6 protein-coding genes are annotated in these 14,764 nt (G+C 67.9%); 3 read left to right on the forward strand and 3 right to left on the reverse strand.

The annotated features are described in order from the left end of the window. The 3 genes from ABFX46_RS12885 to ABFX46_RS12895 are packed head-to-tail and all read right to left on the reverse strand — an operon-like array spanning position 1 to position 9,762. Positions 1-3,213, reverse strand: a complete 3,213-nt coding sequence (locus ABFX46_RS12885) for a helicase-related protein (RefSeq protein ID WP_346042098.1) — start codon at positions 3,211-3,213, stop codon at positions 1-3. Further along, on the reverse strand, positions 3,206-5,116 hold the full coding sequence (locus ABFX46_RS12890) for a UvrD-helicase domain-containing protein (RefSeq protein ID WP_346042100.1): 1,911 nt from the start codon (positions 5,114-5,116) through the stop codon (positions 3,206-3,208). The genes ABFX46_RS12885 and ABFX46_RS12890 overlap by 8 nt, the downstream gene beginning before the upstream one ends. Next, positions 5,113-9,762: a DEAD/DEAH box helicase gene (locus tag ABFX46_RS12895; protein ID WP_346042102.1), complete on the reverse strand. Its 4,650-nt coding sequence runs from the start codon at positions 9,760-9,762 to the stop codon at positions 5,113-5,115. Before ABFX46_RS12895 ends, ABFX46_RS12890 begins: the two co-directional genes overlap by 4 nt. Before the next feature lie 1,099 nt (positions 9,763-10,861). Between ABFX46_RS12895 and ABFX46_RS12900 the strand changes: the two genes are divergently transcribed. The 3 genes from ABFX46_RS12900 to ABFX46_RS12910 are packed head-to-tail and all read left to right on the forward strand — an operon-like array spanning position 10,862 to position 14,759. Continuing rightward, complete coding sequence (locus ABFX46_RS12900; RefSeq protein ID WP_346042104.1) at positions 10,862-12,934, forward strand: helix-turn-helix domain-containing protein; 2,073 nt, start codon at positions 10,862-10,864, stop codon at positions 12,932-12,934. Beyond that, positions 12,931-13,878: a hypothetical protein gene (locus ABFX46_RS12905; RefSeq protein ID WP_346042105.1), complete on the forward strand. Its 948-nt coding sequence runs from the start codon at positions 12,931-12,933 to the stop codon at positions 13,876-13,878. The genes ABFX46_RS12900 and ABFX46_RS12905 overlap by 4 nt, the downstream gene beginning before the upstream one ends. Then, positions 13,875-14,759: a DUF6339 family protein gene (locus tag ABFX46_RS12910; RefSeq protein ID WP_346042106.1), complete on the forward strand. Its 885-nt coding sequence runs from the start codon at positions 13,875-13,877 to the stop codon at positions 14,757-14,759. The genes ABFX46_RS12905 and ABFX46_RS12910 overlap by 4 nt, the downstream gene beginning before the upstream one ends. Positions 14,760-14,764: the final 5 nt, after the last annotated feature.

The following is a 14,764-nucleotide window of genomic DNA, read 5'->3' on the forward strand; positions in this document are numbered from 1 at the left end:
TCACTTCTCCAGGTAAAGGTCGGACTCGACGTCGACGTCGCGGAGGCTCCACAGGGTGGGGAAGGCGTCCAGCAGGTCCTCGTCGGAATAGGAGCACAACAGTGCGGTATCGGCCGGCCGCGGCTCGCTGCGTTTGAAGGAGTACTTGGCCTCATAGACGAGGGGGGCGTCGCCCAGGTCCGGGCTGCGGTGCTCGGCGAGCTTCCGCCAGTGACCGATGATGAAGTCGAGGTCGTCTTCGGTGCCCAACTCCTCCTCCGGTGCAACGCTCCGAACCCGGTCGAGGATGTGGTCGCGCATCTCCTCGACTCCGTCGAGGAACTCCCCGATGTTCTGGGCGGCCGTGTTGTCCCTAGCCTCCTCGACCATCAGCCGGGTGAGTCCGACGAGGACGGCGTGCAACCCTCGGTCCCGGGCCCGCGACGAGAACGGTGTGACGCTCGTTGATTCGACCTGACGGTAGAGCGCCGAATGGTAGGAGGCGAACTGCTCGTAGTGGGACCGGTCTCGGGACCGGGCCGCGTTGAACAGGGTGACGATCAGCCCGGGATGTTGCCGGCCGACCCGGCTGGTCGACTGGATGTACTCGGCCGTCGTCTGCGGTTGTCCCATGACGGCCATCAGGCCGAGCCGGTCGACGTCCACGCCCACGGAGATCATGTTCGTGGCCAGGACGGTGTCGAACGCGTCACCGGGCAGGCTCCGCTCCAGTTCCTTCAGACGTGTGGGAATGTCACTGGACTTCACGCGGCTGGTCAGCTCGGCATACCGGTCGGCCTCGCGCGCGCCGACGCCGGCTCGCTCGGCGAGCAGTCCGAGGCGTTCCTGCACGTCGTCATGAACCTGGAGTTCGGCGGCGGCGAGCAGGCGCAGGCTGTTGAAGTAGCCGATCAGCGTCCAGTAGGCGTCCCGGACGGAATCGTCGCCCTCGATGCGTCCGGCATGGTGCAACAGCGCCGCGTAGGCCCGGATCAGCAGCGTCGCCTGGCTGGTGCTGGGCGTCATCAGCCCGACGTAGAGCCGAGACGCCTTCTTCTCGCGCGGCGTCTCGACCGCGAACCACGAGTCCCGCGAGTCGAGGCCGGCGGGCGGGAACTGGTGGACCTCACGGTCGAAGAGAGCCCTGCCCTGCTCCGCGGCCCTACGGATCGTCGCGGTCGACGCGATCACCTTGGGCCTGTCCGCGGCGATGTCGATGGCGGTCTCGTAGAGGCCCGCCAAGGTGCCGAGGGGCCCGGAGATCAGGTGCAACTCGTCCTGGACGATCAGCTCGGGAGGCGGCGTGCCCGGACGGTCCCGATTGAACAGCGCCGCGACGTCCGCTCGCCAGGCGATCTGCGCGAACTTGTCGGCCGTGGCGATGACGAGCGTCGGACGGACCCGATAAATCTGCTCGTCCACGACGTGGACGGGCAACCCGTCGTGGAAGTCGCACTCGCCGTTCGGACACCGGACGGTCATCTCGGTGTCGTCGGGCGACATGTGGTAGTCGTGCGCATCGAGCGTGCTGCCGCACCAGGGGCACACGCCGAGTTGCACGGGATTCTCCTCCTGAAGGTCCTCGCCCTTCCGAAGCTTCTTCAGGCTGGTCGCCGCTACCTTCAACCGGTTCGGCGTCGCGGCGCTGCCGACCCACATGCCGATGGACACCGGCTCCGATCCCAGCCTCGCCGGGTCCCGGAGGCGCTGCATCTCCATCGCGCAGATCAGCGAGGCCGCCCGTTCGAACTGTTGCAGCGTCAGCAGGCGCAGGGTGTACCGCATGAGGGCCGTGACACCACCGCCCGCCTCGCCCAGGCGGAGCCGACGCAAGAAGGTCGTGTAGGCGATGAGTCCGAGATAGGCCTCGGTCTTCCCACCGCCGGTGGGGAACCACAGGACGTCCGCGAGCTTGCGGTCGGGGTGGTCGTGATCAGTGATCCCTTGGAGGCAGAGCAACAGGAAGGCGATCTGGAACGGACGCCAGCGTCCGTCGAAAGTCACCTCGCCGGAGCAGCCGCCCTTGATCCATGACGTCCGGCCGCGCTGCTCGGCCATGACACGGTTCGCCATGCGGAATGCCGCCAGCGCATCGGGCTCTCTTTCCAGTACTCCGATTCCGGCCGCCATCCGCTCGGCCGCTATCCGGCACTGGTCGATCTGGTCGCGGGCGACCGTGCCGAATTCGGTGTCCCGGAGCAGTGCGACCTCATCGGATCGTTCGGCGATCCAGGCCCGATAGCCGTCGACCAACGCGGTGAGCGCGCCGAACACGTCCGCATCCGACGCCTCCGCCAAATGGAGCATGCCCAGGGAGCGAGTGTCGATGTCGGGATTCGAATCGGCGAGGAGAACCTCGTGGGAGGGGACGAACTCCGTCCAGACGGCGGATACGGCCGACCGGTGAGTCCCTTCCGCCACCGAACCGCGAGGCGGGAGCGGAGACCAGTCCCACTCGGCCGCGCAGCCATGGCCCGTGGCGAAGGTGGGAGCGTGTCGATGGAGAAGTCGATTGAGCTTGACCTCGTCCTCGTCCGCGCCGACCGGAACAGGACGTTCGACGAGCGCCGGGACACCGCCCGGTCCGGCGATGCGCAGCTGCGGCTGGAAGAAGCAGCGTGCGTCCTGGAAGTCGAACCGGGAGACCTCGTGGACGTTGATGAGCGTCACGGTGACCGCGACGGCGCCGTCGCGGGGGCTGCGGACGCGAAGACGCAGTTCGAACCCGTCGAGGAGGCTTTCGACGCGTTGGCCGGGGACGGTGACGTCGATGGTGACCGGCGCGATCAGAAGCGGGCGACGACGCCAGCGCAGATCCAGCTTCTCCGTCGTGCGCCGCTCCGCCCGCCTGGCGGCGACGATGTTGCCGGCCTCGTCGATCGGGTCGTACATCGCGGCCGTGACCGTGGCGGTCACCGTCGCCGAGACGGTCGGGTCGACCGCGAACGTCAGGCCCATGGACGAGGGCGTCTGCACGTTGGCGAGGGAGACCCCGATGTCGGGCACCTCGTCGACGGAGACCTCGGCCGTCGTGAGATCGGTGTCCTTCTCGGCCTGGTCGAGCGCGACGACCTCGTCGTCCCGGCGACGCGGAAAGAGGACGCCCGCGGAGTACGCCGTCACCGGGGCATCGTCGATGATCTCCTCATCGCCGCCCGCCGGGCCGGACAGATCGCGGCGCAACCGTTCGAGGAGTTCTTCCCGGAAGCGGTAGTGATCGGAGTGGTCAGGCACCTTGTTCCTCCCCGCCGTGGGTGTACGGGTCATAGGTGAAGCGGCCGAGGCCGACCAGCCGCGGAGCCAACCAGGCCCCTCGCTCGCCGAGACCCGCCAGAGACCCGGCGGACGCACTGCCCGCCACGGTCTCGACGGCATCGATGCGTATTCCGGTGATGGTCGCAGGCCACCTGTCCGGAACGTGTTTTCTCGACCACTGCATATGGGAGTACAGCTCCTTGGCGAACCGCTCCGAGGTCAGCCCGACCGCGACCCCCGAACCGCCGTGCACGACGACGTATCGCGGGGCCTGAAGCTCATGCGGCGAAGCGTCCTCCAAGCGCTTCAACACGGCCTCGTCGCCGGGCGAAACTCGTTCGGCCAAGAACTGCTGCAGATCCGAGGCGGTCCTGTCGAAGACCTCGTCCGGCAGGATGAGATGCGAGCCGGCGGGACGGTCGGCGTCGACGTCGCCCCCCATGACCTCGATTCCCAACCGCCACGAGCGCTTGCGCACCTGATAGCGGCCCCAGCGGCCCGACCGATCTTTGGACGGGTACATGGGCCAGGTCTTCAGAGGCGCCAACCGCATGAGCTCGTGGCGCGCACGGGTCATCGCCACGTAGAGCATCCGCGTTTCCTCGTCCGGGTCCTGCGCGTCCTCGCGGAGCACTTCGGGATCCATGACCAGCACTCGGTCGAATTCGAGGCCCTTCGCCCGGTGCATGGAGGAGATGACGAGCGGGGAGGGCGGCTGCGCGGTCAGCTCGTCCGGCATGCGCCCCTCGGACAACAACGTCCTGAGCCGCGACAGGTCCAGGCCGTTCGACCGGCCCGGCATCACCCGGAGCAACGACCTCCACACGGTCTCCGGCTCGGCGTCGTGCGGCAGCGGCAGGTCCTTCGCCAGTTCGTCGAAGGCGCCGCGCGTGACGATCGATGATTCGGCACGGTGGAACAACAGCGCCACCCAGGCGGGAACGGCGCGGTCGCGTGCGGACCGCTGCACCCGATGCGGCACATCGCCCGCGTGCAGCAACTCCGATACGAGCAGGGCCTGACCGTTCGTCCGGCACAGGATCGCCGTGGTCCCGTCGTGGCCGCGCAGCCCGGCGCAGACGAACTCGTCTTCGAGGTCGCCGATCAGGAGAGTGTCGAGCAAGGCCGTGCGAAGCTCCTCGTACGGGACGCCCGCCACCTTCCCCCGCCCCTCCGCCCCCGCCTGCAGGCGAGGTCCGAAGGGCAGGGCGGTCCTCGCCTCGTCCGTCGCGGCCCGGAAGTTCCGGCTGAGCCGCAGTTCCGTGAGGTCCTCGCCGAACCTCACTCGCAGCCAGTCGAAGAACCGGTTCGTCTCCCCGGCCCGCTCGTCGGGATCCTTCACCTGGAAGCCGTAGATGGCCTGGGCGGGATCGCCGACGACGGTGAAGCCGCAGTCGTAGGTGTCCAGCAGGGCCTCGACCAGCTCTCGGCGCGCGCCGACCAGGTCCTGCACCTCGTCGATGACCACATGGCGCAGGTCCTCGTAGAGGTCGTTCACCGCGTCGTCACCCATCAGTCCCGCGGCCGCGACGATGCGCGCGTCGAAATCGCGCGACTGCCAATCGCCGGCCGCGTCCACCTGCGTCAGCAGTTCGAGCGCCCACGAGTCGAACGTCCGCACTCGGACGTGGCGTGCGGCGTCCCCGTGCCGGGCGAGACGCTCCTTCAGTTCGCGGACGGCGGCCCGGGAGAAGCTCAGCACGAGGATCTCACCGGCGCCCAGTCCCTCACGGTCCACGAGGGCGTCCAGACGGCGGACGAGCGTGTGGGTCTTGCCCGCACCGGCACCGGCGATCACCAGCGTCATCTCGTCGGCGGGGAGGTCCACCACGGCCTGCTGCTCTTCGGTCAGCGGCGGCGCACCTTCATAGGGGGTGTTCACCGGCTCCTCCACAGGTCCTCGAATTCCGTGAAGGCCAGTTTTCTGTCGTAGTTGACGATGTTGTCGTGCACGTCCAGGATCCTGCAGACCTCCTTGCCGCCGTTGAGCGGACCTCGCAGGCCGCGCCCGATCATCTGCGTGTAGGTGTTCGGGCTGTAGGTCGGACGGGCGACGATCACGGCCCTCGTCGCCGGGGCGTCGAAGCCCTGCGCCAACACGTTGTAGTTGGTGAGGACCCTGATCTTGCCACTGCGGAACTGGTCGATGCTGCTGCGCCGCTCCGCCGTCGGCGTTCCGGAGTCGATCGACGCGGATCTGATGCCCATCCCGTTGAGGACCGCCGTCATCAGCCGTGCATGGTTGACCGATGTCGCGAAGAACAGGACCGGCCAGTCGGCCGGCATGGCCTCGATCTCGTCGACCAACATCCTGTTGCGCTCCTCGTCCGCGGCGAGCCGCTGTTCGGCGGTGGTGGGAAGACCGCGGAGCAAGGCCATGTTCCGCAGTTCGTCGTCGGACAGGCTGATCGTCGCGCCCCGCAGTTCCCGGTGCTCGACCCGCGCCAGCACGCCCAACTCCTGCAGGTGGGTGAACGGATCGCCGTCCGGGAAGACCCCGTGGTCGAGCCGCCGCTTCCCGTATCGCTGGGAGAGGAGCCGAGTCTCGTCCTGGTTGAAGCCACGGTAGGGCGTCGCCGACAGGCCCACCAGAGGACGGGAGGTCATGCTCGACGTGAGCCCGAGCGACCGGAGGATCGACGTCATTCGGGTGTACGAGCTGTGGGCCTCGTCGACGATGACGACCGCGGCCTCGCGCAGCCACGCGTACTCGTCCTTCTCCAGGACCATTTCGAGCTTCGCGTCGGTGGCCACCACGAGATGCGGACCGCTCTTGTGCGCGGCGGCCTCGAAGCTGCTCCACAGCCTGCTGATCGTGAGCGGCTCACCAGGGCCGACCTTCTGCCATACGAACTTCCAGCTCTGCACCGCCTGCTCGCACAGTTCCCACGTCTGCGCGATCCAGAGCACCGGGCCGGTCAGGCCCCGCTCCTTGAAGACTCGGATGACGGACTCGGCCGCGACCCGCGTCTTGCCCGCGCCGGTGGGCATGCTCAGCATGGCCCGGCCGGGTTCGCCGTGGGTCAGGAGGTCGTACATGTTCGTGGCGAGCCGCTCCTGATAGTCGTGGAGACGGGGGAACATCGTCGGCCCCTCCACGACCTCCGTCGGATCGAGTGACTCGACCTTCGTCCCGGCGTACTCCTCGGGCAGGCCGAGTTCGTTCACGAACTGACGGGCGGTGTTGTCGCCGCTGAAGCGGGACGGGGCGTCCGGGATGCGGGCCGCGATGTCCTTGCTGTGGGTTCGCAGCAGACCCGCGCCATGGGCGTTGACCGCGAGTTCGGCGATCCTCTTGTCGTCGGGCGCCTGCCCGGTGCGCGCCTTCTCGCTCTCGATGAGCCCCTCCGGGAGCCGGCTCTTGAGGTTCTCGACACCGACGATCTGGAGGACCTTTTCGGCGGAGCTCTGCGCTTTGCGCGCCCGCTGAACGCGCTCGTGATTGCGCATCTGTTCGCGTCGACTCAAGATCGACTCGCAGCCCGCCCGGCCCAAGCCCAGCTTCAGCACCCGATCGACGGACATCAGCGCCGCGAGGTCGTTCTCCGGACTCTTGACGAGTACGACCTGGTCCTGGGACGCCTCCGGAATCGGGATGGGACGCTCACCGTTGGGCGACCGGGTGATCTCCTCCAGCTCCGTGCAGCGGCCGAGGGACCAGCCGTCCACTCTGGCCCGATGCGAGACCTTGAGATGCGGGAACTCGTCCACGAGCAAGGCGGGCTGGGTCTCCAGGACGTACCGGAGCTCCTTCTGGATGACGTCGGACGGGGCGATCATCCCCCACGTCTCGATCATCAGCTCGGCGCTCTCGACGGTCGGCGCGAGTAGCGCCGGGAGGCCCTCCCGGACGAGGGCGTCGTACTCCGAGCGGATCGCCGTCACGGCGATCTCCTCGTCCGGGTGGTCGTTCGACCAGCTCTCGCCGACCCGGCAGCGGGTGGTGATGTCGGCCGGCCACTCGGCCTCGGCCTCCAGGATCAAGGCGTAGACCTTGCCCGGGAACGCGTCGTCCTCACTCGACTCGGCCTCTTTGAGAAGGCTGGTCCAGGTGCCCTCGCGGATCTCCCCGAGGCTTCCGGGCAGTTTCAGCGTCTCAGCGATGCCGGTCGGCACGTCGGCCACGGCAAGCAGGTCCCGATGGGCCCCGAGCCCGGGGCCGACGGACAGCGGCACGCGCCGCAGACCGCGGGACGTCTCTAGGAACCCGTGCATTCGCGCCATCCACACCAGGGGCGACATCCTGTGGTGGCGGGTGGACGGCAACGCACCGACCTGGAGAGTCCAGTTGGTCACGTGGCCCGTGGGCGGAAGGCTCTTCAGGAAGGCCGCACGTCCCTCCTTGGACAGTTCCGTGAGGAAGTGCAGCGGGCCGGCGGGGTCGGCGCCTTGCGCCCGCATCGTCTTCAACTGAGGCCGAGAGGCATCGGTGGGCAGGCCCTTGAGGTACTTCTTCCAGCCGGCCTCGACGTACGACTCGAACCACGGCTCCTCACGTGGGTCAACGCTCATCACGGGACGGTCGAGAAGGCCGAGGGCGCGAAGGATCTGCCGGTCGTGGTCGTGGAACCGCATGTCGACGGCGATCCGTGCGTCGCGTGAGCCGTCCGCCGGAACAACGGGCCCCGGTGCGAGACACTCGGCGATGCTCCGGAATTCACCGGCCACGGTACGCACTTTGAGTTCGTTGGTCGGCTTCTTCACGTGCTCTTGGAGCACCGCGAGGACATCGGTGGGGTCCGCCTGGCGAGACAGATCCCAGAAGGCCTCCCACTTGGCATCGGAGTAGCCGTGGAACCCCTGCTCGAGCACTGCGGAGAGCCGCCCGGCGGGGTCGGCCTCGTGAATGCCGAGCGCGTCGAGGGCATGGGACGCCTCGAAGTCGGCGGCCACGTCCGAGTGCACGTAGAGCAGATTGTCGCCGAGGGCGTCGCCGGAACTACGGCGGAAGATCTTGCCTCGCACCGGTGCCACCAGACCGTCCGACTCGGTCAAGAGGATCCGGGCCTTGGCCGCCTCCTCCGCGAACTTGCTCTGGTCGCGGCGCATGTCGGCGACGATGCGGATCGCCAACACCGACGCCTCGGGCGACCCGTCCTCGACGAGAGCCTCCAACCACTCGCGTACAGAGGCGGGGTGAAGGTCGGCCGCCGAGAGTATGCGCTCTGCCCGCGCTCGCCGCTCGCGCGTTTGGACGGAGTGATGGCACCAGGCGGCCGGACGGCCTGGGTGGCTCGCCCACAGCTTGAGCCACTCGTCCTTCAACTCGTCCGGGTGGAGACGGATCTCATTCGGGTGACGCAGAACCGCGCTCTGATCCGGCAACGAGGGCTTCTGCCCCGCGATCTTCCAGATGGCGTGGGTGAGTTGCTCGTCGGCCCATTGGGGCGCCTCTTTGCCACGTCCGGGAAGCAGGTCGATGTACGCCGCCGGGTCGTCCACCGGAACCAGTTCCGGAAGAGACTCCACCACCAGTGTCGCGGCCTCGTTGATCAGTTCGTCGTTGAAGGCGTTGTTCTTGTAGAGGTTCTGGCGGTCCTCGCTGGTCTTCCACGGTGCGTTGAGGATGCCGCGGAGCAGCGTGTTGTAATTGGTCGGGAAGTAAGCCCAGAACCTGCCGAGCTTACGAATCCTCCGTCCGTCGGGCACCGCCCAGGACAGGTCGATCTCCGGGCGATCGTGGAGCTCGCCGGCCGCCGCGAGTGCCGAGCGGCTCGGGCGGACCGTCCGAGTGAACACGCGCCACTCGGCCGTGATGTCCGACCCGTCGCTCTTCTCCTCTTGGATCGTGTGACGGTTCCCGTCCACCGCCTGCGAGATGATGCGCCGGGCGGCCGGAATGACCCGACGGTCCTCCAGCGTGACCGTCCCCACGTGCGAGGAGAACAGGGGGAACTCGGCGGGAAAGTTCTTGAGGTCCGCGCCGAGCCGTTTCACGCTCTCGGGCTTGAGGGGAAGCCGAACCACCGTGGTCGCCCAGGTGAGGAGGTCTGCGAGGACCGGGTCGGCGGCCATGGCCTCGTCACGGTCCAACGGCCGTCCCATGCGCAGCACGGGGATCTCCTCGGCCCCCGGGTGGACGGATCTGATCTGTTCCATGGACCAGTCGCGGTCGAACCCGACGCATCCCGTCCTGCTGAAGAACTGGGGGGAGTCGGACACGCTCAGCACAGATTTGACGCCCACGCCGAAACGCCCGATCTGGCCGCCTCGCTTACGCGACACACCCATCCGCAAAATGGTGTCGACACCCTCGGGGGTGATCGGCGCGCCCTGGTTGGCGCAGTACAGGTGCGTCGCCGTCAGGATCACGGCGATCTCGCCGCCCGGGTCGGCGCGGAGTTCATCGGCACCGTTCTGCACCAGTTCATAGACCTGGCGGTCGCCGTAGCCGCCCTGACTGATGCGGCGCTCCCCGTTGGCGTGCTCCTCGATCAGCCGCGGATCGACCTTGTAGGTCTCCAACACTCGACGTGACTGCTCGATCACCACGTCCAGCACGGACTGTCGGGGAGAGGGCTCGGACATCGATCGACTCCTTTGAAACGCGAAAGGACGGCGGGGAGCGTTGGGGGTTTACCGGCCGGCGTGGGGAGCGATGAGCCGGCCAAGGGCGAAACGCGATTCATAGTCGAGGCTCGCGCCTCGCCCCTGGCCGCAGATTGCCGGGACTCTCCGAACGTCGGGCCACAGAACGAGAGCCGAGACGGTTCTTTTGTCGGTGACGACCGCCCGGGTCTGAGGGTGTCCTACATGTACCCCGTGGCTGAACGCCCTCGCTCTGTGAAGTCTGTTAGGAGGGCCTGTTCCTCTTGTTGCGCCGGGTTCCCGCCCTCGGGTAGTGGACGGAGCCGTGGCAAGCGGCGCACATCGGCGACGCGGCGCCGCCGTCCCGCATTTCCCGCCGCCAGCGGTTCACGTACGCCAGGGAGATGTCCTCGGCGCGAAGGAGGGCCTCCGCGGCGGACGGGGAAACCTGCAGAGCCAGGTCATAGGCCTGGACCACTGTCTCCTTGTAGCGCACAGGGAAGGTGCGCCGGGTCCGCCTGCCCCCGTGGGATCGGTTCATCCCATTCACCTTTCTAGGTGAGAAGTGTCGGATTGATCGGTCCTCGCTCGACGATCAGTCTCAGGACCGTACTACTACTCATAGAACGCAAGTCAAGCCCCGAACACCTACGTTCCCCGCCCTCCGCTCTCGTCGCCGCGTCACGCAGGTCATGCGAGCCGAGGACTCGACGGTGCAGACGAATGAGGTCGTGCTGAAGAGGATGGGGCGTTCCCGGGGTCGGGACACACCTCACCCCTTTGTCGACGGATTTACCGCCGTTCCGGTCTCCGCTCGTGGAGCCGTTCGATGAACGAAGATAAACCGGAGATGTGCTCCGGCGCAAGGTAAAAGCCCAGAAACTCCGACGCGCGGCGGCTAAATGCCTGATTACCTCGTAATACTTCTCAAAGTAATATCTCAATTACTGGAAGTAATGAACGTCACCGTGAGTGTGTGATCGTATACGCACTGTCGTCAACCAAACCTTGTGGTCCCTATAGGGAGGGTTAAGGTGGTGTCTTGTCTAAGAGAATTGTCGTACCCTGCTGATGTCAATTTTTCGAGGTGGGAGGCCCTGTGAGCGAGGCTGAGGAGTTCGGGCCGTGGCTCGGGCGGCAGTTGCGGCGTCGCGGGCTGAGTCAGGCGGATCTCGCCGAGCAGATCGGTGTGACCCGCGCGGCCGTGTCCGCGTGGATGACCGGGCGGGCGCAGCCGCGGATGGACAAGATCCAGGCGATCGAGGAGGTTCTCGAGTTGTCGTCCGGGTCACTCGTGACCCGACAGGATCCGGGGACCCCGGTGGAGGGGCTCACCTGGTACCACCGGCCGGCGTACGAGGACGGCGGGCGGGAGTTCGGGAACGCGGCCGCCTTCGCGTTCGACGCGGACTTGGGCGTCCTCGCGCGGGAGGCGACGCAGAACAGCCTCGACGAGCGCCTCGGCGAGGACGAGCCCGTTCGCGTCCGGTACACGCTCCACGAGCTGACGGGCGAACGGCTCCACAGTTTTCTCGAGGTGCTTCGGTGGAGCGAGATCGAGCCGCACCTCGAAGCGTCCGCGGGTGCCGACAACAAGGTGGGGCGCGTCATCGCGGACGGTCTCGACGACCTCCGCAACACCGGGCGGCTGCTGCTCCTCCGCATCGACGACTACAACGCCTCCGGCCTGACCGGGCCCGACTACGACGACGGTCGGTTCGCCGCCGTGGTCCGCCGTCAGTTGGAGAGCCGGAAGGAGGGTCCGGGCGCCGGAGGTTCGTACGGGCTCGGCAAGGCCACGCTGTGGGCGACGAGTCGACTCGGTCTCGTCTTGATCAACAGCACTTTGTCGACTCCGCATCAGGGACGCAGCGAGCGGCGCATGATCGGTCGCCTGGAGCTTCCGTGGCGTCGAGCGGCCGGCGATGAATGGGCCGGGCCGGCATGGTTCGGGGAGCCGGACCCCGAGCGCAACGGCGCGACCCGTTCGTGGTGGGCGGACGAGCAGACCGCCGAGCGACTTCACATCCGACGCGACAGCGGTGCGCCCGGGACGAGCTTCCTCATCGTGGGCGCGCACGACCCGAGCGGCGAGGCCGACGACCTGGAGAGCATGCACGCCGCTCTCGTGAAGGGGCTCGTGCGGAGCTTCTGGGCGTCGATGGTGTCGACCGCGGACACGCGGGCGATGCTCGACGCGTCCGTGGTCGCCAAACGGGACGGCGTGGTCGTCGTGGAGGAGGAGCACGTAGACCCGTATCGGTACGAGCCCGCAAGATCTCGGGCGCTCCGTGCGTTCCTCGAAGGGGCCACGACCGAGACCCTCACGTCCACGGAGGACGTCCTTCAGGCCTCCGTGCCGCTCTACGTGCCGCCGTTGAAGAGCGCGGGGAAGACGCCCAAGATCGAACATCGGGCGGTCTTGCTGATCACTCCGACGGATGAGGAGGACGTGGACGCCAACCAGCTCGTCTGCATGCGCAGCAACCGCATGGTCGTCATGGCCCGTCCCATGACCGATCTGCCGCTCGGAGCGCAGCGGGTGCAGGGCGTCCTGCTCGCGGGGCACGCCGCCGGTGCCGGAGCCCAGGGTGCGGACGCGGCCGAACACTTCCTCCGGACGGCCGAACCCCCGGAGCACAACGACTGGAAACGCACCGACGATCTGACGGCCACCTACGCCAGAGGGGCGGCCACCGCCATCAGGAACTTCCGTACGGCGATGATGGAGGAGGTCCGTCGACTGCTCCGCCCCCACGAGCAGAAGAGCGACGAGGGGCCGGCCGCCCTGCGCGAACTCCTCAGCCTGGAACCGCCGTCCGCACCGCGCAGCCCCGGCTTCCCCACGGTGAAGCACGTCGACGGAACCGTGGACGCCTCCGGGGCCTGGCGGGTGCGCGTCGAGGTCAAGCTGCCGCGGCGGGACGATCCGTGGCTGCTCAGCCCGACTCTCCGATTCGCCACCCGTTCGGGACCGAAGCCGATGGCGGAATGGGCGGAGCTCGTCCCGGAGTCGAACTGCGAACTCACCGAGGCGGGACATCTGCGGTTCGCGGCGGGCGCCCGCACCGCCGCCTTCCGAGGCGTCAGCGACGTCTCCAGCCACCCGGTGTCCGCCACGATGGCCGCCGCCGACGTGGACCTGCGACGCGTGAAGGAGACGTCGGCGTGAACAGGCTGATCCCGTACCCGACCCTGGCCGGTGAGATCTCCCTCGAAGTACGGGAGGTCCGGCTCGACGGCGTGCCGCTCAACCTCAACATGATCTCGGCCGCGCGCCGTGTCGTGGCCCTCCACGAGGTCGAGCGCGAGGGGTGGGAGGAGGCGAGGCTCTCGGTTCGGCTCCACCCGCCGCGGCACGAATTGGAGAACTCCGTCTGGTCGGACGTGGCCTGTGTCGCCGTGCTCGCGGAACGCCGCACCAACGCCAGGTCGGTGACGCCCCTCTCACGGGAGCCGGACGGCACATGGACCGGCGCGATCGTCCTGCACGGCGACCGGCACCTCGGTCAGGCGCAGCTCAGCGGGCACGTGATCGCCACTGTCGACGGCGTCGCCGGAAGGGCGATCGGCACCACGGACCGGGCCTGGACGGTGGACCTGCAGGCCCGAACGCCCGCCCGCCAGCACGGCATCAAGATCCGCACGATCGACTTCGGGGACGCCGAACACCCTCATCTCCACCCCTACAAGGACGACCCGTGGACGGTGGAGGCGGTGGGGGAGGAGCCCGTCGTCTACCTCAACTCCAGGTTCGAAGGATTGGTGCCGCTGCTGAACGGCGGAGACCGCGTCGCGCGCGACGCACTGGCCGCGCAGATCGCCGCGGACGCCTGGACGGCGCTGTTCAACGCGGCCGTCTATTCGGCCGATATCGAGGACGGGCAGCCCTTGTGGCCGGGGGGCTGGCATGGCGTCGTCCTCAGACGGATGCTCCCGGACGTCTTCCCCGATCTCTCCCCGGACGACGCACTGATCGAGGTGGTCACGCGACGCCTGAACGGCGACGGCGGCGACCTGCAGACAAGGCTCGTCCACGCGGCGGGCCGGCAGGCCGGGATCGCGCGGCGACTCGGCGGGTTCATCCGCACGACCAACCGTAAGGAGCACTCGTGACCGTGCAGAGGCCCGCCGGACCGATCGAGCGTCTCGCGCTGCTGGCCGAGCGCGAGGCGACGAAGCATCTCACTTCGGCCGTGCTGCAGGGGTTGGAGGGTCTCCCGCAGACCGCCCTGGAGAAGGCGTGCGAACCGCTGCCGGGTGATGTGCGCTGGGAGGCCGCGCCCGTTCGGGAACTCCTCGACGAGGCGATGGATCGATTCGACGACGAGCCGACCAGGGCGGACGCTTGGCTGCCGCCGAGGCTCCACGCGACCTTGCGGCTCAGCCGGCGCGAGGCCGCGGATCCGCGGCTGTGGAACTTCCTGGCGCTGCGCTTGGCCCCCGACTACGTCATCTGGCGGAACCCTCCGCGCTCGTCCGGCACCAGTCCCGTGCCCCAGGTGAACAAGAACCACTTCATCGGGTCCTTCCACAAGCAGACGTTCTCCCGGTTGTGGTGGGCCGCGGAGTTCTTCAGGAACGGGCCCGACTACGGTCCGGTCGAGATCGTCTGCCGAAACCAGGAGACCTTCAACAGCCTCCTCCGGTTGGAGATCGTCTACCACCGTGCCACCGCCCGGACGATCGCGCGCCTCATGGAGGACGGCACCGTACGGACGACGCGCGAGGCGAACGCCTTCTTCAAGGCCGTCAACGCCGCGGGCAGCACGCTCTTCTTCGAAGTGATGGCGCCCGACGAACCGTGGGACGCCGACGCTCACCGGGCCTGGGTCGCGGAGGCGGGCGCCGCGCACGTCCAGTACGAGTCGCTGCCGGACGGCCCGGACGACTTTCAGGTGCCGGACGCCGCCGTGGACGCGTTGCTACCCCTCTTCAAGAACCTCTTCACCGAAGCCCCGATCCGCGGAAAGGAGCAGGGCGAGGCCGAAGCATGAGTGAA

It is taken from the genome of Actinomadura chokoriensis (assembly GCF_039529475.1).
In the GTDB taxonomy this organism is placed as follows: domain Bacteria; phylum Actinomycetota; class Actinomycetes; order Streptosporangiales; family Streptosporangiaceae; genus Spirillospora; species Spirillospora bangladeshensis.

Excerpts from the sequence above, each read along its gene's own strand:
- ABFX46_RS12895 (WP_346042102.1), bottom strand. The coding sequence starts at position 9,762 with ATGTCCGAGCCCTCTCCCCGACAGTCCGTGCTGGACGTGGTGATCGAG.